Genomic DNA, 19,520 nt, shown 5'->3' with positions numbered 1-19,520 from the left:
CGCAGGACCGGCATGGCGTCTTGCAAGTGCTTGATTCTTCGTCGATATCGCTGTTTTAGCAAGCCGTGGCTGAAAAGCGGGTGGCACATGGCTGTGACAGTTTTCCGTGTTTTGTTTGTCAAGTTTCCGAGGGGAATGCCACGCAAGCCGGCGGTCATCGAATAAGGCGTTTCAATTCAATGGCTTGGCCGATTTTTTTATTGCTGGCACCAAATTTGCTGTGAAGCTGTGTACCTGACGAGTCAGTCTGGTGCCAGCATCCTGATCAACTTTTAAAGAGGAAACTGCAATGAAAAAAACTCTCATCGCGGCAGCGGTAGCGCTGGCCTTCGGCTTCAGCGCCCATGCCCAGAACAATGGCTCGACCAGGGTCGATGATGTCACGGGTAACAATACCCAGACGGCGAGCAATACCACGACGCTGTCCGGCGCCGGGCCCGGGGCGAACGCGAACTCCACCGCTACGCAGGACAATAACTCGGACCAGAATAACGACAAGAGCACAGGGAAAAACAATAGCAGCGGCAACGCGAATGCCAGTGCGTTGGGCGCATCCGCGGCAAACAATGGCGGCACCAGCACCAGTAGCGCGGCAAATGCCTTCAATACGTCGACGGCAACTGCAGCGAGCACCCTGAGTGGCGCGGTGTCGGGCAACACGGTCAGTAACATTGGCAATGTCGCCACCAATAATGGCAATACCAGCGGTGGCACAGGCATGGGGGGCATCGGCGGCAAAGCACAGAGTGGCGATGCCTACGGCAAGGGTGGCACGGGTGGTGCTGCCGCCGGTGGCGCTGGCGCATCGGGTGCGAGCGGTGGCAACGCCAGGAATGGCAGTGCCACCAATGGCGCAGCGATGGTGGGTGACAGCACGGCCGGGGCTGGTGGTGCGGGCGGCCTGGCCAAGAATGCCAGTACCGGCGATGGCGGTGCTGGCGGCACAGGCGGCGCAGGTGGCCGCGGTGCGGCCGGTGGCGATGTGTCTGGCGGCAACGGCGGCAGGGGTGGCTTGGCAGGCAGTGCCACTGGCGGCGCTGGCGGCAGTACCGGCAGCACGACAGGCGGCAACGGCGGTGACAGCGGCAATGCCTACGGCGGTGCAGGTGGCGACGGTGGCTATAGCCGTAGCGCCGCTGGCGGCGATGGCGGCAGCGGCAGTGCCAACAGCCGCGCCAGGAATGCGGGTGGCGGCGTCTCCACTTCCACCGGTGGTACTGCGACGGGCGGCGCCGGTGGTGCTGGTGGCACCAATACGGCTGGCGCAGGTGCCGCAGGCGGGGGAAGTGGCTCCGGTGCCGGTGGTGCTGGCGCTGCATTGACGAGTACGGGTGGCGCCGGGGCTGCTGCAACTGGCGGTAGCGGTGGTGCTGGTGGTGCCGGCACGGGTGGCACCAGCACCGGCGGCAGCGGCGCTGCTGGTGCGACTGGCGGCAGTGGCGGCAGCAGCGGGATGGCGCAAAACACCGGGGGTGCCGGTGCGGCTGGCGGCAGTTCGAGCAATGGCAGCGCGACTAACGGCTCGCCTTCGAACGGCAGTGCCATTGCCGGTGCTGGCGGTGCTGGCGGTGCAGGCGGCGGCAGCAATACCGGTGGCGCGGCCGGTAGCGGTGGCACCAACACGGGCGGCGCGGCAACTGGCGGTGCTGGCGCTGGCGGCACGGGCGGTGCCGGCGGTGCGTTGGCCGTCAATGCCGGTACGTTCGACATGTCCAACACCATGACCGGTACCGCGCAGTCGGCGGCAGGCTTGCTGGTTATCAGCCAGAACAGCGGCATTTCTTCGCTGATACAGCAAAGTGTGACGGTGCAGGCCAATCTGGCAGTGGGACGCTAGGCTAGCGCTTGCTTGGTGTCAGGCTCCGCCGTGGCAATGCTGCGGCGGAGCATCACAGGTCATGAACAAGGGGATGAGCATGCGCCTTTTTTTTCATTCGATATGCTGTGCCAGTCTGGCCTGTGTTTCCACAGGCGTCATGGCTGCACAGGAAGCAAGGGCGCTGCCCTTGCTTGCCGGGCCAGAGTTTAATCTGCCGATTATTGCCACTCCGCCCACGTCGCTGACCGCGCTGATGCCGCTGGCGGCGGATGTGACGTTTGCCGTGGGCCTTGGCCGGGCCGCTGGCGAATCCGCCCTGGATCAGGCGCGTGGCGGTACCGATACGGTTACCAATGAAGCACGCCTGAGCGGCTTCGTCACTGGCAACTCGGCCAGCTACATCAGCACGGGGGCCAACACGATCGATGGTGCCGCGTTTGCCAACGCTTCCGGCATCCCTATCGTCATTCAGAATTCGGGCGCCAATGTGTTGATCCAGAACGCCACCATCATCAATTTGCAGTTGCACTAGGCATGGCCACGACTCGCACATGCTCGCTGCTCACGCTTTGCCTGCCCTTGCTTGGCGGCGTGGCATCCGCAGGCGCGGGCGCAGCCGATATCGGCGCCTTCGGCAGTGCACGCTTTAATGTGCCGCTGGTCAGCATGCGCGAGGCGCGTTTCCAGCGCACTTTGCATCAGCAATACGACTTCAGTTGTGGTTCCGCTGCGGTGGCCACCCTGTTGACCCATCATTACGCCGATCCTGTGACGGAAGAGTTTGTTTTTGAACAAATGTATAAGCAAGGTGATCAGCAAAAGATTCGCAAAGAGGGATTTTCCTTGCTCGACATCAAGCGTTTTCTTGCAAGCCGCGGCTTTCTGGCCGACGGGTTTCAGTTGCCGTTGGATAAGTTGGCTGAGGCGGGCTTTCCCGCCATCGTGCTGGTGGCCGAAAAAGGCTATCGGCATTTTGTCGTGGTCAAGGGGCTGAACCAGAGCCGTGTGCTGATCGGCGATCCTGCCGGCGGCACCCGTGCCATGCCGCGCGCCGGTTTCGAGGCGATCTGGCAGGGCCGTTTGTTGTTTGTAATCCATGGCCGTGCGACATCGTCCGCACCGGGCCCGGTGGATGATGTGGCGATGCAGGCAGCCCGCTTCAATGATGTCGATGACTGGCGCGCGGCGCCGCAAGCGCCACTGGGACTGGCGATCAGCCGCAGCGGGCTCGATCAGCTCACCATGCCGAAGAATGACGGTGGGAATTTCTAATGGCGGGCAAACGCCACGCTGGAGGATGTATGTACAAGAAAGAGCGGTTAGCTGCTGCGAGCTTGGCCTGCCTGCTTGTTGTCGCGCAGAATACTGACGCCGCACTGCCGGAAGCGGGATGGACGGCGGTCAGCGAAGAAACGCTGGAGCAAACTCGGGGCGGCTTCGACATGCCAGGTGGCTTGAGCCTGTCCCTGGGCATAGAGCGCCTGGTCAGCATCAATGGCAATGTGGTTTCCAGCGTGGCGTTCACGATTGCCGACGTGGCGCACCTGAGCGTCGAAGAAGCGAGCCTGGCGCGCACGGCAATCACGTCGATGAATGTCGTGCAAAATGGTGCCGGCAATGTGTTTTCGCCAGGCCCGATGGCGCAAACGATGGCCGGCACCGTGATCCAGAACAGCTTGAATGACCAGGTCTTGCGTACCCAGACCATCGTCAATAGCAGCGTGAACAGTCTTCAATTGCTGAAGCTGGCGAACTTCCAGGATACCTTGCAAAATGCACTAGGCAATGTTGCAGGTTCCAGATAGAGTTTTCAGCAAGCCGCCCGGATTCCCTGGGCGGCATCGTGCAGTAGCGCCGGGCCATTGCGGTTGTGCTGCCCGCGCCGGCTACTGATAGGCAGGGCTTGTCATCGGGAGAGACTATGCGGCATCTTTACTTATTGCGATTTGGTACGGCGGGTGTATCAGCTTTTCTGCTGTGTGCAGCCGTTCAGGCCCAGCAAGCGCCCGGCGCCAGCCAGGACGATCTGGTGGCGCAGCTGGAAAGCCTGAAAGCGCAATTGGCCGAACAGCGGCACCTGCTGGAGGCGCTGCGCGCATCGATGCATGATCAGCAACGCCGCATCGACGTGCTGCAGGGCAATGAACCTGTCGACAATAACAGCCTGGCCAGGCAGCGGGGCACAGGGTTGCGGGCGGCTTACCTGTCGCTGGCGGACATGCAGGACACCGGGTCCGCTCCGCAGACGCCGCCATCGACGCCCCAACCGGTGGGAGTTGCGCCAAGCCAGCCCGTCCGGCCGCCCGAAGTGGCGCCCCTGTTCGAACAGCCCGGGGTGCTCACGCCCAAGGGGAGCTACGTGCTGGAACCGTCGATGCAATTCGGCTACTCGTCCAGCAACCGGGTCGCCCTGGTCGGCTACACCATTATTCCCGCCTTGCTGATCGGCTTGATCGATGTGCGCGAAGTCAAGCGCAATACCCTGACCGGCGCGCTGACCGTGCGCACCGGCTTGACCAACCGCCTTGAAGTCGAAGCCAGGGTACCGTATGTGTATCGCTCCGATGCTACCGTCAGCCGCGAACTGTTCACCGGCACGGCCTCGGAGCGGGTGTTCGACACGAGCGGGCGCGCCTTGGGCGATATCGAGGTGGCCGCCCGCTACCAGCTGAACAATGGCGGCGCCGACAAGCCGTACTACGTGGCCGGCCTGCGCTTCAAGTCGCGCACCGGACGCGATCCGTTCCAGGTCGTCACGGACTGTACGCAGCGCTGCGTGGGCGAAAATGCGACGGGTACGGGCTTGCCGCTGGACTTGCCCACCGGTTCCGGATTCTATTCCCTGCAGCCCAGCCTGACCTGGCTGTATCCCTCTGATCCCGCCGTATTCTTTGGCAGTATCAGCTACCTGCACAGCTTCAAGCGCACTGATGTCAGCCGCCTGGTGCTCGATGGCGCGCGCGAACCGCTGGGCACCATCGAGCCGGGGAAAATTTTCGGCGTGAATTTCGGCATCGGCCTGGCGCTGAATGAAAAGGCGTCGCTCAGTCTGGGCTACGATCACAGCAGCGTTGGACGCACGCGTCAAAATGGCGTGACCGTGCCCGGTTCCGTGCGCACGCAGCTGGGTACCCTGCTGATGGGGTTTTCGTATCGCCTTAGCAAGGATCGGAGCCTGAACGTGTCGGTGGGCGCCGGCCTGACGCGCGATACGCCCGATGTGTCCATATCAGTCAGGTTGCCGATGACCTTTTAATGGCGTGCGGGCGAGCGGCAGCCGCCAACAGGCTGCCGCAACTGCACCGCTAGCGGACCGCCATCGCCGACGCAATCTCGATCGAACTCAGTTTCCAGTCCCACACACCGTGGCGTTGCAAGACCAGCGCACCGTTCTGGCCGCTGCCTTCCTTGGTCCGCACGACGAAGGTGTTGACGCCGGCATAGCCTGCGATGTACCCGGCTTTTTTCTGCGCGCCATCGGCGGGCGCATCCGCATCGCCTTCTGCTCCCGCTTGCGGGCTGACGGCGCTCTTGTTGACCAGCGCCACGACACCGGCGGGCGAAACCATGGTGTCGACCATCTTGCCCAGCATGGCGCCAGCGATCGACTGGCCCAAGGCGGCCAGCGGGTTGCCGCTGCCGGCAGTCGCCTCGATGCTGCGGGCCATGCTGGCCTCCAGCTGCGCCTTGACGCTGGCGCGCAGGGCGGGGAAGTCCACGTGTGTAGCCAGGGTTTCGGCATTGCGTTCGGCCAGGGCAGTCTTGATCTGGTGCAAGGCGTAGTAGGGCGAAGCGTAGGCGCTGGCGGCGAAGGCAATGACGGCCACGCTGACGGCTATGGTGATTTTTTTCAAGGGATGCCTGCAAGGTGATGTGTGGAAAACGGATGCCACGCAGGGTATCCGCTAAATAGAACAGCTGCAATAGTATTTTCTTGCCATCATCTCCCTCCTGACTTCCTCCGCATTGACTCAGCGTGCCCCTGCTGGACCACTATAGAGTGGAAGAGGGTGGGTGCTGTATTATGGGAGAAAAGTACCTAACTAGTTGTTTTAACTGAGTAGCTGGAACTTGTGACAGTACCCGGCCCGCATTGGCTCTGCTCGCCTTGAATTTTCCGCTCACCACGCATTATTGTCGTGGGGGCGAAAGACGAAGCCACCCTTGAGGTGGTTTTTCTATTTTAGCTGTAAGAAGCTGGCGGCAGAGGTCACCCTCTGGCCGTCGGATTCGTGCAACACGACGCTGGCCGCATACTTCGTTGCACAGTTATGCCGCAACCACCTCAAGTTCTCGACCAAGTGCATGCATCGCGTTTTCGATAGCGTCGATCTTGGTTGTATGCGCCAGGTCGAGCAGTCGCGTTACCTCTTGGGGCTTCACGCCCAGGCGCCGGGCCAGCTCGACCGGTCTGATATCCTGTGCGGCCATTTCATTCAGCAGCAGTACCTTGGCGCTAACGCTGGCCGGCAGGCTAATAAGGCGCTCGCCAGGCAGCGCTGCTGATGGCGCCGGCGCGGCGCGGCGGTCCTCAAAGTAAAAATCCATTGCTGTGGCAAGGACAGAGCGGGCTTCGGCGAGCGCCTCGACTTCGTCGTCGCCCTGAGCGATCGCTTCTGGGATATCGCGGAACGTGACGACATAGCCGCCATCCGGATCTGGTGTAAAAGTTGCTGGATATTTCATGGTCGTCCTCAGAAGAATGCTGATACTGCGGTGCTGCGAATCATGCTGCAAACCCCTTTCAGGGCTTGCCTCATTTCAGGTTTAGTTGTTTCAACAAGGCCTGTTTTCAGCTCCTTGCTTGGGTGCCTCGGGAGGATGGTCTGTTTGCCGTTTAGATAGACCTTCAGGTGGTTCGTGTCATCCTTGAAAGTCGCTCCGTTCTGCTTGAGCCACAGTACAAACTCACGCTGTTTCATTGCCCCTTTGTTTTTTTGATGGCCAGAGTATAAGCAATTCTGCTTATTCTGGCAAACAATATAAGCAGAAATGTTTATTTATTCGCGTGGTCTGACCCGATGCACGCGCGATCAGGCCGCCGCAGGTCAGTAAAGGGCGTGCATCATGAAGTAGGGAGTCCCCAAAAAACACTGCCAGTCGCCAATCCCGGCTGCTGCCGGCGTTAGAAGCGCCACTTCAGTGCGCACGGGTCAAAAATCGGCTGATGAGTTTCGGAGCACCCGCCCGGAGATACTCAGTTGACGCCACACGTCGCGAGCAGGTTAGATTGTACCCAGCTGACACGTATTGTAGGCGCGGCTATTTGGCGCAGGACGCTGTAACCGGTAACTAGTTTTCGCGGGTGATGCTCAAGTGATAGAGCGCGGGCCTTCCAAGTCGGCGACGCGGGTTCGAGGCCCGTCACCCCCTCCAGTTTCGAGAGGCCCAGACCGCGAGGTGGGGCCTAGTAGCCAATACGGTGGATAAAAGCCAAGAAAGTCCACCCCTCTCGATCATTGTTCGTCGCCTGCCGTATCACTGTGCTGGCGGCTTTTTTTTGAGTATCGAGAAGACAGAGCTTAGAAAACGGGCGAAGTTCACCGACGGATCATGGCCAGGAGGCTCCGCCGCAATTCATCGCGGCCCTGCTTGGCACGGGCGGTGACACAGGTTATGCTCGCAAACTTCGTACGGGAACGATTTTGCGACCGATTCCAAGCACCAGTTGCGGAACGTTGACTGTAAACCTTGCACGGTGATATCGGGCCGGTTCCGGTGGCGCCGCTGCCGGCGTTGCAGTCGATCTCTCCGGCAGGCTACTTTCTGACGCGGTGGCGCGAGATATTCAAACCTTGATCGTGCAGACGGAGGAGGTTGCCGTGACGGGGGGGATGTGTCAGGCATTTGTGCGCGGCAACGGCATGTGGCCGTAGCGCCGGTGTTGGGCAGGCCGCGCGGGCTGTTATGTGAGGCGGACTTGGAAGCGGTGGTCAAGGGTTGCTATTGATTCATCTTCCGAAAATAGAAAAGGGTTACAGGCCGAAGCATGTAACCCTCTGGTTTTAATTCTAATTACTGGTGTTGTTGGCCGATGTCGAACTGACGACCTTCGCATGCAAATATGCTCCTCTACCAACAGAGCTCCAACGGCGAAGGCCCGCATGCTATAAAGAATGCTTGGTGCCAGGCTTGCGCATGGCCTGCGCCCCGCGCTCTCAATGGTTCATGCCAGAAGAAACACTCCGCCGTTGCAACGGAACGCTTTTCCGGCAAAGTATTTAGACAAAGAAGTTCCAGTCTTGTACCGCAATCTTGTGCACGTTCATTTCATCGAAAACGATAAAATTCTGCGCCACCTGCTCCAGGCTCATGCCTTTTTTCATCTTGTCGTCCCAGTAAACCAGACCGGCAGCATCGCTGTGGCGACCGAATATGCCCTGGTAAAGCAGCTCCAAATCATGCGCGCTGTTGCCATTGAACGGTGTGGGTCGCGACACGTTGGCCTCCGCGCCACTGATCATGTCGATTGCGATCTTGCCCAGGCTGGCGCCATTCTTTTCCGCCGTGGCCCAGTATTCGATACCCAGGTAGTCGGCCTGGCGGCCCAGGACACTCTGGTACAGGCCGGCGATTGAGGTCAGCACGCCGCGATTTTCTACGGCCACCGTGACATCGCTGAATTTCAGGCTCTCCACGTTCAAAACCAGCGCGTGCTGCGTTGGTTGCGCCTTGGCGGTCACGATCAGGTAGCCGTCATGAGCATCCACCGTGTAGTCGGAACTGGCGCCGCTGAAAACCACTGTGTCTTTGTCCTGTCCGCCGTGCAGGATGGTGGTCATGCCGGCGTCCGCCGCAGCCAGCGCGGCCATAGCCCTGTCGCCGGCCGGCGCGGCCGACGGAGAATTGAACACCAGACTATCGTTGCCGCCTCCCGAGAAGACCGCGCCGCCGCTGGTAGCGGACACTGTGAATTGCTGGCTGGCGGCATCGCCCGTCAAAATCTGCCCCACGGTGTTGCCGACCACATTAGCACTGCCGACAATGGCGGCGAAATCCACCGCGTTTAGCACCAGCGTGCTGCCAGCGGCCAGATGGCTGGTGTCGATGACCAGCGCCGTATGCTGCCCATCGGTACTCGTGCCAGTGACCGTCAACGCGCCGCTCGGCGCTGTCGGCGTACTGGTCGGCACAATGGTCTGCACCAGCAGCGGCACGCTGGCGGCCAACTGGTTCAGGAAGGTTACGCCATTGCCCGTCAAGTGCCCTTGGTCGCTGGCAGGATGGCCGGGTGTAGCCGCCAGAATGGCCTGGATCAGGTGTTCGGCGGCGTTGCCGGCCGGCTCGCTGGCGCCGCCGCTGGTCGTCAAGCCGAAGCCTGGGGCTAACTGCGCTAGCAGCAGGTTATTCGCGCCCGCCGTCACCAGCGGGATGTCGGCAACATTGGTATTGCCGCTTGAATCGCTGCGGTCGTTGCTCACGATCGGAATGACAGTTTGCGTGCCCATACCGCCGCCCGGCAAGGTGACCGGCAACTGCGTCACTAGCACGCCGTCGATCTTGGTGGGCGGTGGAGCCGGTGGAATTGGTGGCGTCTCTATCGTCAGGGACAGTGTTGCTCCAGCCGGCGACTCGTTGCCCGCCAGGTCCAGCTGCCTGGCACTCAGGGTATGCGCTCCCACCGCCAACGTGCTGCTGGTAATGCTCCAGTTGCCCGCGCCATCGGCGACGGCCGTGCCCAGTACGGTGGTGCCGTTCGTATCGTACAGCCTGACGGTGGCGTTTGCATCCGCGCTGCCTTTAATGAGCGGTGCGGAGATACTGGTGATGTTGTCGCCTACGGTGCCGCTGTCGCTAGCAGCAGCCAGCGTCGGCGCTGATGGCGCGGAGGGCGCCTGCGTATCGATCGTCAGCACGAGGCCGGCGCCGATGGCGGACACGTTTCCGGCAAGGTCGGTCTGCTTCACGTTCAAGGTATGGACGCCGTCGACCAAGCTGGCCGAGACGATACTCCAGGCACCGCTGGCGTTGGTCGTGGCCGTGCCAAGTACGGTCGTTTTGTCGGTATCGTACAAGGTCACGCTAGAAAAGGCCTCGGCCGTGCCCGTGATGGTCGGCGTGGCGAACTTGGTGATGCCGTCGCCTGGTGTGCCGCTGTCGCTGGCGATGGCCAGCACGGGTGCAGCGGGTGCCGCAGCGTTGGTATCTATGACGACGGCCAACGCGCCGCTGGAAACCGAGACATTACCGGCGGCGTCGGTCTGCTTGACGGTCAGCGTATGGCTGCCCTCCTGTAGCGTGCTGCTGGTGATGCTCCAGTTACCCGAACCATCGGCCGTGCTCGCGCCGAGCACAGTGACGCCGTCTGTATCGTACAGCTTTACCGCGGCATTGGCCTCGCTGGTGCCCGTGAAGACAGGTGTAGTGTTGCTGGTGATGGCGTCGCTGTTCGAGGTACCCGTATCGGTGACGGCGCTCATGACAGGTGTGGAAGGCGCGGCGGCCGCCGTATGGTCCAGCGTGTAGCTCTGGCCTTGGTAGCCGCCGCCGATGATGCCGGTGGCGGAGCCGTTCGCGATGCCGGTGCCGCTGCCATTCAAGTCCAGTCGCAGGTTACCGTCGCCGTTGATGCCGGTGACAGTCACCGTATAGGTGTCGCCGCTGCCGGTGACCGACGCGATAGTGCCTTCAGCCGTGCCGCTGCCGATCACGCTGAAGTCGCTGGCATCTACGCCGTTCACGGCCTGGCTAAAGGTGACCGTGTAGCTCAGCGACGCGGCTGCCGCCGGCACTGTGGCTGAGGCACCGCCGGCGCGCGCGATGGAGAGCACGCCGGGTGCATCGACGACGTCGATGGCGAAGAACTGGAGTGACTGGTTGCCGGCCGCGTCCGACGCCGCTATGTAAATATGGTAAGTGCCGGCCGCGAGACTCTGTGAGGCTACCAGTGAATTGCCCGAGACCGCGAACTTGCCGTTGTCGGCATCGATAACACCGTTGCCTGTAGCGAAAGCGTAAGAAAGGGCGGTGGTGTCGGTGGCCGACAGGGTGGCCAGGGTAGCGCCAACGGTTGCGCCCGACAAGGGTACCGAAGTCGTGCTCAGCGCCATGCCTGACGGTGCGACCGTGTCGAGGGTATAGCTGAAATTGCTCGAAGCGCCGGACACATTTCCCGCCGCATCAGTCTGTTTTGCGCTCAGCGTATGCGTGCCTTCGCTCAGCGCCGTGCTGGCGATGCTCCAGTTGCCCAAACCATCGGCTGTGCTCGTGCCGAGCACAGTGACCCCGTCTGTATCGTACAGCTTTACCTGGGCGTAGGCTTCCCCTTGGCCGGTGTACGTTGGCGTGGCGACGTTGCTGATTCCGTCGCCGAGCACGCCGCTGTCGCTGCTGGTGCTTAGTGCCGGCGCCGTTGGCGCTAACGGCGCGCTGGTGTCCAGTGTATAGGCTTGGCCCGCCGAGAGGCTGACGTTGCCGGCGACGTCGACCACGCGCAGTAAAATGGTGCCACTGGCACCCAGGGTGACGCCGGTCCAGGCCAGCGACGTGCCGTTCACCATGGTGCTGAGGTTGATCCAGTTGGCGCCATTGTCCAGTGAGCCCTGCACCATCTCGCCGGCGGCCGGCGCCACGCTCAGCGTGGCCCTGATTGTTTGCGCCCCGACGCTGGTAATGAAATCGGTGGAGCCAGCGCCCGTGTCTTCCGACAGCGCCATCCCGCCGAACGTGGTGGCGGGCGCCGTCTTGTCGATGGTCAAGTTGAATGGCGCGCTAAGCGCGCTGTTGATGCTGCCGGTGGCTGAGGTGGTAATGGCATACACATTGTACTGGCCATCGGCCAAGCCGCTGGTGCTTAGGTTATTGACTGTCCAGACACCGGCGCTCATGGTGGCGGCAGCGGTGCTATCCGTGCCGGGATCGTAGCTGCCGTTGCCGTTTTTGTCGATAAACACCTGCACCGTGCTGCCGCTGTCGCCGGCCGCACCCGTGCCGCTGAAGGAGAGGACGGCGCTGTTGGTGATGTTGTCACTGGAGCTGATGCCGCTGTCGGAAGCGGCCGCCAGGTCTGGCGCGCCAGGCGTCACAGGCGCCACTTTGACGGTGATGACGCGCGTGACGGTAGCGACGCCGTCGCTGACCTGCACCGTGAAGCTGTCGCTGCCGGCAAAACCAGCCGTCGGCGTATAGGTGATGACGCCGCCGGGCGTCACGTTGGCGCTGCCGGAACTCGCGCTGGCAGCGGTAAAGGTGAGCGTGCCGTGCGAGGGTGCCACGCTTTGCGACCAGGTCAATGTCTGGCCGCTGTCGCTGTCACTGACATGCAGCAAGGTGGCTAGGTCGATAGCCACGCCGTTCTGCGCGGCGTTCGCTGCAGTGATGGCGCCCGTGAACGCGGGCGCCGTATTCGGGACCTCCGAGTACGGCGTACCATAGCTGTAGGCCGTGCCGCTATACAGGTAATTGACGTCGTGGCTGTATTCGTCATACGAGAGCGCGTAGCCGCCGTCGACGGCGGGTGCCAGCACCGGATGCCCTATCCACATTCCCGGCGTCGGCACGATGTTCGTATCGACCGGCCCGCTCAATGCGGTGCCGGTCTTGCTGAAAGTGTAGATATCGAGACCCGCGTTTTCCTCATTCGGCAAGGCGATCAGGATCTTGCCATTGCTCGCCTCCACCACAGCAAAGCGCGTGGAACCGTACATGTCGGTCGGGTCGGTGCTATCGATGGCGATGGTCTTGGCAAAATAGGTCTTCGGCGTGGTTGAGCCACCGCCCGGCACGCTGACGTTGTGCGTCAAGGTGTCGCCCGGGTTGATGGGTGTGCCGTCATTATTGAACAGCATCAGCTCATACGAGTATGCTGGCGAGCCGCCAGAATAGGCGTTCAGGCTGACGACCGCGAAGCCACCGTCCTTAAGCGCAATCGCATGCTGGCCACTGTTTTGGGAGATGTCGTAGGACCAGTTGAGGCGCTGGGTCGAGTAGCCAGAGGCGAAATTGACCGGCACGCCGGCGCTGGAGTATTTGAACGCATATTCGCCGATCGGCGTGTAGGTAGGCGAACCGTAGGCGTACACGGAATCGGTGACGACGATGCTGCCGTCGGACAGCTGCATGATGGACGGCGTGCCACCGTTGCTGCTGGACACCGACCACAGGCGCACGTTCGTATCGGCGCCATTGCTGAAATTCGGGCCGGTGTTGCCGCCGACAAGAGTCTCCTGCGTACGCGTGATGACGCCATTGTCATAGCCATACACCACTAGGCCCTCGGCATTGTTGGATTGGGCGGCAAAGGCAGCGGCAAAACCGCCATCGGCCAGCGCCGTCAGAGCAACGCCCGATCCTCCCACGCTGCTGAGCTGCTGGGCGCCGCCTTGCGGCACGCCCGCGTTGTCATAGATTTGGTAGTACAGCGCCTTGCTGCCGTTTAAGTCATGCGCGGCAGAGGTGTCGGCGCTCCAGCCAACAACGAAACCGCCGTTGACCAGCTTAGCGACAGAGGCGTTTATCACATAGTCACTGCCCGATACCGTCAGGTTCTGCACGATCTGGTTGGCGCCGTTGGCGACCACGATCTTGGCCGAATACTGCGGCGGCTCGCCATAGTAGGAATTATCACCGCCGATCTGCTGCAGGAAGACGTCGACATGGCCGCCATTGCTGAGTAGCGCAATGCCTTGATTACTGTTGTAGTTGCCAGGGACCGCCGGTGTCAGTGCCGTACCGGTGGCCAGCGTTTCGTGGAAGTTCTGCATCGCCTGCGCGTTGAATGGCAGTGCCGCTTCGATGTGGCCGGCCTGCACTTCCAATATCCAGTTGCCGCCAAGGTTGGCCGCGCCCGTGACGTCGCTGGAAGCGGCGACATCGGCACCCGTCAGCGTGGCCAGCGATTGCACCAGCGCGGCGCCGGAGGTGCCGGCCCCCGTGCCGCAGCCGTACAGCAAGATATCGCCATCGGCGGCAAGCGCCTTGCCTATCGTTGCCAGGTCCGCCGCATGGGAAGCGATACTATCGTTGTTCAGCGCCAGGCTGCCCAGTTGTGCCATGCCCTCGGCGCCGTGCGAGACGACGTGGATGGCGCTGATGCCGCTGCGTCCGGCCAGCGCCGCGGCCATCTGACTCAAGCCATCCTGTCCGGCATCGAGTGTGATGACTTCGACATCGGGCGCCAGCTCGGCCAGCAAGCTGGCGGCATCCTTCACACGGCAGTCTATGAATAAAATAGAAGTTTGCGTAATCATATGTGTACCGTCCAAAGGAAAAGAGTGAATAGCGATGGGTGAGTATCGGGAGTCTGGCGCTTGGTGAAAAATGCAACATTGAGATGATGGCGCTTCGGCATCGCACGTGGTACAGTTTACATTAATTTATTTCCTTATTTCAACATATCGCATTAAAGCCGATATTGCCCGTGGCGCTACGGAGATGTCACCCACGTCTGCCGACGCCAACACCGCTTGCGTTTCAGTACTAAACTTGACAATAGGGATCGTGGGTGCCGCCACGTCGAATCCGCAGGGGCGGCCTTAAAAGACCTGGTGGCGGCCTAGAATGTTGACCAATAGTAAATCGCCTGGGCGTCGATGGCAATCAGGCCGCAAGCGTCCCGGAGCCGGATGTGTGGTGAGATGGAAATCGCTTCAGCCATGTTTGGTTTTGTGCCTCACTGGGCCAACCTCAAGATGGTCCGCCAGATCTACAGCGCACGCACCGAGATAGTGGTCAGGGACCTACCTTTCCGCAGCGACTGGAAACGCAAGCAGTTCTGCATCATTCCGGCCGCCAATTTTTCGAGTGCAACTGCGAAACCGGCAAGCCTGTGCAATGTCGCATCGAGCGCGCCGATGGTGGGCCGGTGGCCATCGCCGGGAGATGGGAATATCGGCCGGCTGATCAGCTGCTGTCGTTTTCGATGCTGACGATTAACGGCGACGGGTACCCGCTGATGCAGCGCTTCCACAAGCCGACGATGAAAAGCGCATGGTGATGCTACTGGATACCGACCAGTACGCGAACTTGCGCGTTAGAAATCGTCGAATATACAGCCGTAAGTCATTGTTTTAGGGGGTGTTATACAGTGGTTCATGGTGGGTGCTGTATAATGGGAGAAAAGTACATAACTAGCTGTTTTAACTGAATAAAGACCTAATATCACATGCTTTCAACCGCAAATATTACGATGCAGTTTGGCGCCAAGCCATTGTTTGAGAATATCTCCGTCAAGTTCGGCGACGGCAACCGCTATGGTTTGATCGGCGCGAACGGCTGCGGCAAATCGACGTTCATGAAGATCCTGGGCGGCGACCTGGACCCGTCGGGCGGCAATGTCATGCTCGATACCAACGAACGCCTGGGCAAGCTGCGCCAGGACCAATTTGCCTTTGAAGACATGCGCGTCCTCGACGTGGTCATGATGGGCCACACGGAAATGTGGGCCGCCATCCAGCAACGCGACGCGATCTACGCGAATCCGGAAGCAACGGACGACGACTACATGCAGGCGGCCGATCTGGAAGGCAAAGTCTCCGAATACGACGGCTACACGGCCGAATCGCGCGCGGGTGAACTGCTGCTGGGCGCCGGTGTCGCCATCGAGCTGCATCAAGGCCCGATGAGCAATGTCTCGCCAGGCTGGAAGCTGCGCGTGCTGCTGGCGCAGGCGCTGTTCTCGAACCCGGACATCCTGCTGCTCGACGAGCCGACGAATAACCTGGATATCAACACGATTCGCTGGCTGGAAGACGTGCTCAACGAGCGCAACTCCACCATGATCATCATTTCCCATGATCGCCACTTCCTGAACCAGGTGTGCACCCACGTGGCCGATATGGACTACGGCACCCTGAAGATTTATCCAGGCAACTACGACGAATACATGTTCGCTTCGACCCAGGCGCGCAACCAGCAGCTGGCCAACAATGCGAAAGCGAAAGACAAGGTTGCCGAGCTGCAGGAATTCGTGCGCCGCTTCGCCGCGAACAAATCGAAGGCCCGCCAGGCCACGTCGCGCGCCAAGCAGATCGAAAAGATCAAGGTCGACGACATCAAGCCATCGTCGCGCGCCTATCCCTTCGTGCGTTTCGACGGCGAAAAGAAATTGCACCGCCTGGCCGTGGAAGTCGAGAATATCTCGAAAGGCTTTGACCGCCAGCTGTTCAAGAATTTCAGCATCATGGTCGAGGCGGGCGAACGCATCGCCATCATCGGCGCCAACGGCGCCGGCAAGACCACCATGCTGCGCTGCATCGCTGGCGACATCGCCGGCTTGCAGCCTGATCAAGGCCGCGTGAAGTGGGCGGAAAACGCCAACGTGGGTTACATGCCGCAAGACCCGACGGAAGATTTTGCCAAGGACACGAACCTGACCGACTGGATCGGCCAGTGGACGAAAGAGGGCGATGACGACCAGGCCGTGCGTTCCATCCTGGGCCGCTTGCTGTTCGGCGGCGACGATGTAAAAAAGGCCGTCAAGGTACTGTCCGGTGGTGAAAAGGGCCGCATGATGTACGGCAAGCTGATGCTGGGCCGCCACAACGTGCTGATGCTCGATGAACCGACCAACCACATGGACATGGAATCGATCGAGTCCTTGAACATCGCGCTGGAAAAATACGCAGGCACCCTGATCTTCGTGTCGCATGACCGCGAATTTGTGTCCTCGCTGGCCAATCGCATCATCGAGATCAAGGAAGATGAAGTGGTCGACTACCGCGGCAACTATGAGGATTACCTCAGAAGCCAAGGGATTGATTAATTATGTAGGGTAACGTTGCGTCGGATTACGCGCTGTGCGCTAATCCGACCTACGTCAGGGTGAGTTGCCCGGGTTGGTCGCGTAGGTCGCGTAGGTCGGATTAGCGCAGCGTAATCCGACATTACAACGCCAGCCACCAGCACCACACCGACGCGCCGCGGTTTTTTCGTTCCGGCGCACCAGCTTCATTGCGTTTGTGCCGGTCTATCCCGTTTTTGTTTGACACAGCCATGCAAACTTTAGCCATCAAATCCGTCGAGTATGAACACCCACAAGACGGAGCCAGCTGCACTGCCCACGCCTGGGCACGCACGCCAGCGACGCCTTCCCCGGCTGAAAAAGCCGAACTGATCACGCGCATCAAGCGCCTGCTGATCGAGCGCGAAGCCGTGCTCGTTGCCCACTACTACGTTGATGCCGACCTGCAAGATCTGGCCGAAGCCACGGGGGGCTGCGTCTCCGATTCCCTGGAAATGGCCCGCTTCGGGCGCGACCATCCGGCCAAGACCCTGGTCGTGGCCGGCGTGCGCTTCATGGGCGAAACGGCAAAAATCCTCAGTCCCGAGAAAACCGTGCTGATGCCCGACCTCGACGCGACCTGTTCGCTCGATCTCGGTTGCCCGGTGGACGAATTCACGGCCTTCTGCGACGCCCATCCGGATCGCACGGTGGTGGTTTACGCCAACACCAGCGCCGCGGTCAAGGCGCGCGCGGACTGGATGGTGACGTCGTCCATCGGCCTCGACATCGTTGCCCACTTGCATGCGCAGGGCAAGAAAATCCTGTGGGCGCCCGATAAACACCTGGGTTCGTATATCCAGAAGGAAACGGGCGCCGACATGCTGCTGTGGCAGGGTAGCTGCCTCGTGCACGACGAATTCAAGGGCATAGAACTCGATTTGCTCAAGGAAGAGTATCCGCAGGCCAAGGTGCTCGTGCATCCGGAGTCGCCCGCGAACGTGGTGGCGCTGGCCGACATGGTCGGTTCGACGTCGCAAATGATTGCGGCAGCGCAAACCATGGATACGGATACCTTCATCGTCGCCACCGACAATGGCATCTTGCACAAGATGCGTGCGGCCGCTCCGGGCAAGTGCTTCATCGAAGCGCCCACGGCCGGCAACAGCGCCACGTGCAAGAGCTGCGCGCACTGTCCGTGGATGGCCATGAATGGCTTGCTGAACCTGGCGGAAACGCTGGAAAACATGCACAACGAAATCCACGTCGATCCCGCCGTCGGCCAGCTGGCCGTGCGCTCGATCAATCGCATGCTCGACTTCGCCGCCGCCAAGAAGGCGGGCCTCAAGCCAGGCGCGGACCTGGCAAAAGAAACCACATTGTTCCAAGGAATCGGTCCAGCATGAGTACCCTCGTTAATTCTTTCGCCCCCTTCGATCCGGCCCTGGCGCGCGCGTTCGAAGGCAATTTGCTGGCCGCCTTGCTGGAAGACGTGGGCCAGTGCGACCTGACGGGCGAACTGGTGCCGCCCGACCATATCGTCACTGCCCGTGTCATCGTGCGCGAAGCAGCCGTGCTGTGCGGCGCACCGTGGTTCGAAGGCATCATGAAAAGCCTGGACCGCAGCATCGATATCGTCTGGCATTACGCCGAAGGCGACATGATGACGGCCGACAGCGTCGTCTGCACGATCCAGGCGCCCGCGCGCGCCTTGCTCACGGCCGAACGCAGCGCCCTCAATTTCCTGCAACTGCTGTCGGCTGTCGCCACGGCCACGCGCCAATATGTCGATGTGGTCGCCGGCACCAAGGCCGCCATCCTCGATACGCGCAAGACCCTGCCTGGCCTGCGCCTGGCGCAAAAGTATGCGGTGCGCGTCGGCGGCGGCAAGAACCAGCGCCTGGCCCTGTACGATGGCATCCTGATCAAGGAAAACCATATCGCGGCCGCAGGTGGCGTCAGCCAGGCCCTGGAAAACGCGCGCAACCTCGACGCTGGCGTGCCCGTGCAGATCGAGGTGGAAACCCTGGCGCAATTGCAGGAAGCGCTGGACGCGGGCGCCGTCTCCGTCTTGCTCGATAACTTCAGCAACGACATGATGCGCGAAGCCGTGGCCTTGACGAATGGCCGCGCCTTGCTGGAAGCGTCGGGCGGCATCAATGTCGATACCGTGCGTGCTATCGCCGAAACGGGCGTGGATCGTATCTCGATTGGCAGCCTGACCAAGGATGTGCGGGCTACCGATTACTCCTTGCGCATCGTCGGCTGATGAACAGAGCAGGGCGGCGCTTGCTTGCCCTGGCGCTGCTGTGGCCGGCATTCACCTTGCCACTGCAAGCGCGCGAACTGCTGGCCGTGGGCGCGCAGTTCGCGCGCGTGTTCGAATACCAGGAGAGTGGCGAGTATGACGGACTGGGCGTGGAACTGCTGCGCCTGATGGCGGCGCGCACCGGTAACACCGTGCGTTTTCGCATGGTGCCGTGGGCGCGCGCACAAGCCATGCTGGTGCAGGGCCAGGCCGATATCCTGATCGGTCCCTACAAGACGCCCGAGCGCATCGCCAGCATGGGGTTTTCCGACAAGCCGTTTTACCAGGACCAGATGGTCTTTTATACGCGCCAGGACGCCAGCTTTGGCTGGGATGGCGATGACGCGGTGCTCAAGAGCCGCAGAGTAGTGCTGCTGAACGGTTGGGCGTATGGTGCGGACTGGGAGCGCATGCGGCCAGGCTTGCAGGTCAGCGTGGCCAACAATGTGGAAAATGGCTTGAAGATGCTGGTGCACAATCACGTGGACGTGTTCGTCAGCAACCGCCGCAATACCGACCCAGTGATCGCCCGCCTGGGCTATGGCCGCCAAGTGAAACCTTTACCCAAAGTCATCGAAGTACAAAACGGCTATTTCGTCTTCCCCCGTTCCCCTGCCTTCGACAAGCTGCGCCTGCAGTTTGATCAGGAATTGAATAAGCTGATCGAGACGGGCGAACTGAAACGGCTGGGCAAGCGCTACGAGGTCAGCGTGCCCTGATGGATGCGCATGCCG

At 61.1% G+C, this 19,520-nt stretch carries 14 protein-coding genes; 10 read left to right on the top strand and 4 right to left on the bottom strand.

Annotation, left to right across the window (positions count from 1 at the left end; all coding sequences use genetic code 11):
- Positions 1-289: 289 nt before the first annotated feature.
- The 5 genes from CLU92_RS27725 to CLU92_RS07850 all read left to right on the top strand — a co-directional run bounded on the left by CLU92_RS27725 (position 290) and on the right by CLU92_RS07850 (position 5,075).
- Positions 290-1,837: a hypothetical protein gene (locus CLU92_RS27725; RefSeq protein WP_180338457.1), complete on the top strand. Its 1,548-nt coding sequence runs from the start codon at positions 290-292 to the stop codon at positions 1,835-1,837.
- A gap of 139 nt (positions 1,838-1,976) precedes the next feature.
- Positions 1,977-2,351 (top strand): hypothetical protein, encoded by a 375-nt coding sequence (locus CLU92_RS07865; RefSeq protein WP_101484555.1) that lies wholly within the window; start codon positions 1,977-1,979, stop codon positions 2,349-2,351.
- Positions 2,352-2,353: 2 nt separating this feature from the next.
- Positions 2,354-3,091: a C39 family peptidase gene (locus CLU92_RS07860; RefSeq protein WP_101481418.1), complete on the top strand. Its 738-nt coding sequence runs from the start codon at positions 2,354-2,356 to the stop codon at positions 3,089-3,091.
- A gap of 29 nt (positions 3,092-3,120) precedes the next feature.
- The gene (locus CLU92_RS07855; RefSeq protein WP_133991268.1) at positions 3,121-3,624 is read left to right on the top strand and encodes a hypothetical protein; all 504 of its coding nucleotides are present in this window, start codon (positions 3,121-3,123) and stop codon (positions 3,622-3,624) included.
- A gap of 116 nt (positions 3,625-3,740) precedes the next feature.
- Positions 3,741-5,075: a transporter gene (locus tag CLU92_RS07850; protein WP_101481416.1), complete on the top strand. Its 1,335-nt coding sequence runs from the start codon at positions 3,741-3,743 to the stop codon at positions 5,073-5,075.
- Positions 5,076-5,124: 49 nt separating this feature from the next.
- Here the strand turns inward: CLU92_RS07850 and CLU92_RS07845 are convergent, their stop codons facing one another.
- The 4 genes from CLU92_RS07845 to CLU92_RS07825 form a co-directional block, all read right to left on the bottom strand.
- On the bottom strand, positions 5,125-5,673 hold the full coding sequence (locus tag CLU92_RS07845; RefSeq protein ID WP_180338456.1) for a DUF2939 domain-containing protein: 549 nt from the start codon (positions 5,671-5,673) through the stop codon (positions 5,125-5,127).
- A gap of 415 nt (positions 5,674-6,088) precedes the next feature.
- A complete protein-coding gene (locus tag CLU92_RS07840; protein ID WP_101481414.1) occupies positions 6,089-6,505 on the bottom strand; it encodes a type II toxin-antitoxin system HicB family antitoxin in 417 nt (138 codons plus the stop codon).
- Between the two features lie 8 nt (positions 6,506-6,513).
- Positions 6,514-6,741 carry a type II toxin-antitoxin system HicA family toxin gene (locus CLU92_RS28185; protein ID WP_257561018.1) on the bottom strand — a complete coding sequence of 76 codons (228 nt, stop codon included), beginning with the start codon at positions 6,739-6,741 and terminating at the stop codon, positions 6,514-6,516.
- A 1,299-nt stretch (positions 6,742-8,040) separates the two neighbouring features.
- A complete protein-coding gene (locus CLU92_RS07825; protein ID WP_101481413.1) occupies positions 8,041-14,007 on the bottom strand; it encodes an Ig-like domain-containing protein in 5,967 nt (1,988 codons plus the stop codon).
- A 387-nt stretch (positions 14,008-14,394) separates the two neighbouring features.
- On the opposite strand from CLU92_RS07825, the gene CLU92_RS27440 reads away from it, so the two are divergent.
- From CLU92_RS27440 to CLU92_RS07805, 5 genes are all read left to right on the top strand, one after another.
- A complete protein-coding gene (locus tag CLU92_RS27440; protein ID WP_143452560.1) occupies positions 14,395-14,685 on the top strand; it encodes a hypothetical protein in 291 nt (96 codons plus the stop codon).
- A 236-nt stretch (positions 14,686-14,921) separates the two neighbouring features.
- Positions 14,922-16,520 (top strand): ABC-F family ATPase, encoded by a 1,599-nt coding sequence (locus tag CLU92_RS07820; protein ID WP_071077220.1) that lies wholly within the window; start codon positions 14,922-14,924, stop codon positions 16,518-16,520.
- 230 nt (positions 16,521-16,750) lie between these two features.
- On the top strand, positions 16,751-17,884 hold the full coding sequence (gene nadA, locus CLU92_RS07815; RefSeq protein WP_101481412.1) for a quinolinate synthase NadA: 1,134 nt from the start codon (positions 16,751-16,753) through the stop codon (positions 17,882-17,884).
- Positions 17,881-18,747 carry a carboxylating nicotinate-nucleotide diphosphorylase gene (gene nadC / locus CLU92_RS07810; protein ID WP_101481411.1) on the top strand — a complete coding sequence of 289 codons (867 nt, stop codon included), beginning with the start codon at positions 17,881-17,883 and terminating at the stop codon, positions 18,745-18,747. The genes nadA and nadC overlap by 4 nt, the downstream gene beginning before the upstream one ends.
- Positions 18,747-19,505, top strand: coding sequence for an ABC transporter substrate-binding protein (locus CLU92_RS07805; protein WP_101481410.1), 759 nt, complete (start codon positions 18,747-18,749; stop codon positions 19,503-19,505). Before nadC ends, CLU92_RS07805 begins: the two co-directional genes overlap by 1 nt.
- Positions 19,506-19,520: the final 15 nt, after the last annotated feature.

Source organism: Janthinobacterium sp. 61, from assembly GCF_002846335.1.
Classification (GTDB): Bacteria; Pseudomonadota; Gammaproteobacteria; order Burkholderiales; family Burkholderiaceae_D; genus Janthinobacterium.
This window is presented reverse-complemented; position numbering and strand designations above follow the sequence as displayed.

What these genes read in the sequence shown, in the direction of transcription:
- CLU92_RS07865 (WP_101484555.1), top strand. Translation starts at nt 1,977, where the DNA reads ATGGCTGCACAGGAAGCAAGGGCGCTGCCCTTGCTTGCCGGGCCAGAG.
- nadC (WP_101481411.1), top strand. Translation starts at nt 17,881, where the DNA reads ATGAGTACCCTCGTTAATTCTTTCGCCCCCTTCGATCCGGCCCTGGCG.
- CLU92_RS28185 (WP_257561018.1), bottom strand. Translation starts at nt 6,741, where the DNA reads ATGAAACAGCGTGAGTTTGTACTGTGGCTCAAGCAGAACGGAGCGACT.
- CLU92_RS07850 (WP_101481416.1), top strand. Translation starts at nt 3,741, where the DNA reads ATGCGGCATCTTTACTTATTGCGATTTGGTACGGCGGGTGTATCAGCT.
- CLU92_RS07860 (WP_101481418.1), top strand. Translation starts at nt 2,354, where the DNA reads ATGGCCACGACTCGCACATGCTCGCTGCTCACGCTTTGCCTGCCCTTG.
- CLU92_RS07805 (WP_101481410.1), top strand. Translation starts at nt 18,747, where the DNA reads ATGAACAGAGCAGGGCGGCGCTTGCTTGCCCTGGCGCTGCTGTGGCCG.
- CLU92_RS07840 (WP_101481414.1), bottom strand. Translation starts at nt 6,505, where the DNA reads ATGAAATATCCAGCAACTTTTACACCAGATCCGGATGGCGGCTATGTC.
- CLU92_RS07820 (WP_071077220.1), top strand. Translation starts at nt 14,922, where the DNA reads ATGCTTTCAACCGCAAATATTACGATGCAGTTTGGCGCCAAGCCATTG.
- nadA (WP_101481412.1), top strand. Translation starts at nt 16,751, where the DNA reads ATGCAAACTTTAGCCATCAAATCCGTCGAGTATGAACACCCACAAGAC.
- CLU92_RS07855 (WP_133991268.1), top strand. Translation starts at nt 3,121, where the DNA reads ATGTACAAGAAAGAGCGGTTAGCTGCTGCGAGCTTGGCCTGCCTGCTT.
- CLU92_RS27440 (WP_143452560.1), top strand. Translation starts at nt 14,395, where the DNA reads ATGGAAATCGCTTCAGCCATGTTTGGTTTTGTGCCTCACTGGGCCAAC.
- CLU92_RS27725 (WP_180338457.1), top strand. Translation starts at nt 290, where the DNA reads ATGAAAAAAACTCTCATCGCGGCAGCGGTAGCGCTGGCCTTCGGCTTC.
- CLU92_RS07825 (WP_101481413.1), bottom strand. Translation starts at nt 14,007, where the DNA reads ATGATTACGCAAACTTCTATTTTATTCATAGACTGCCGTGTGAAGGAT.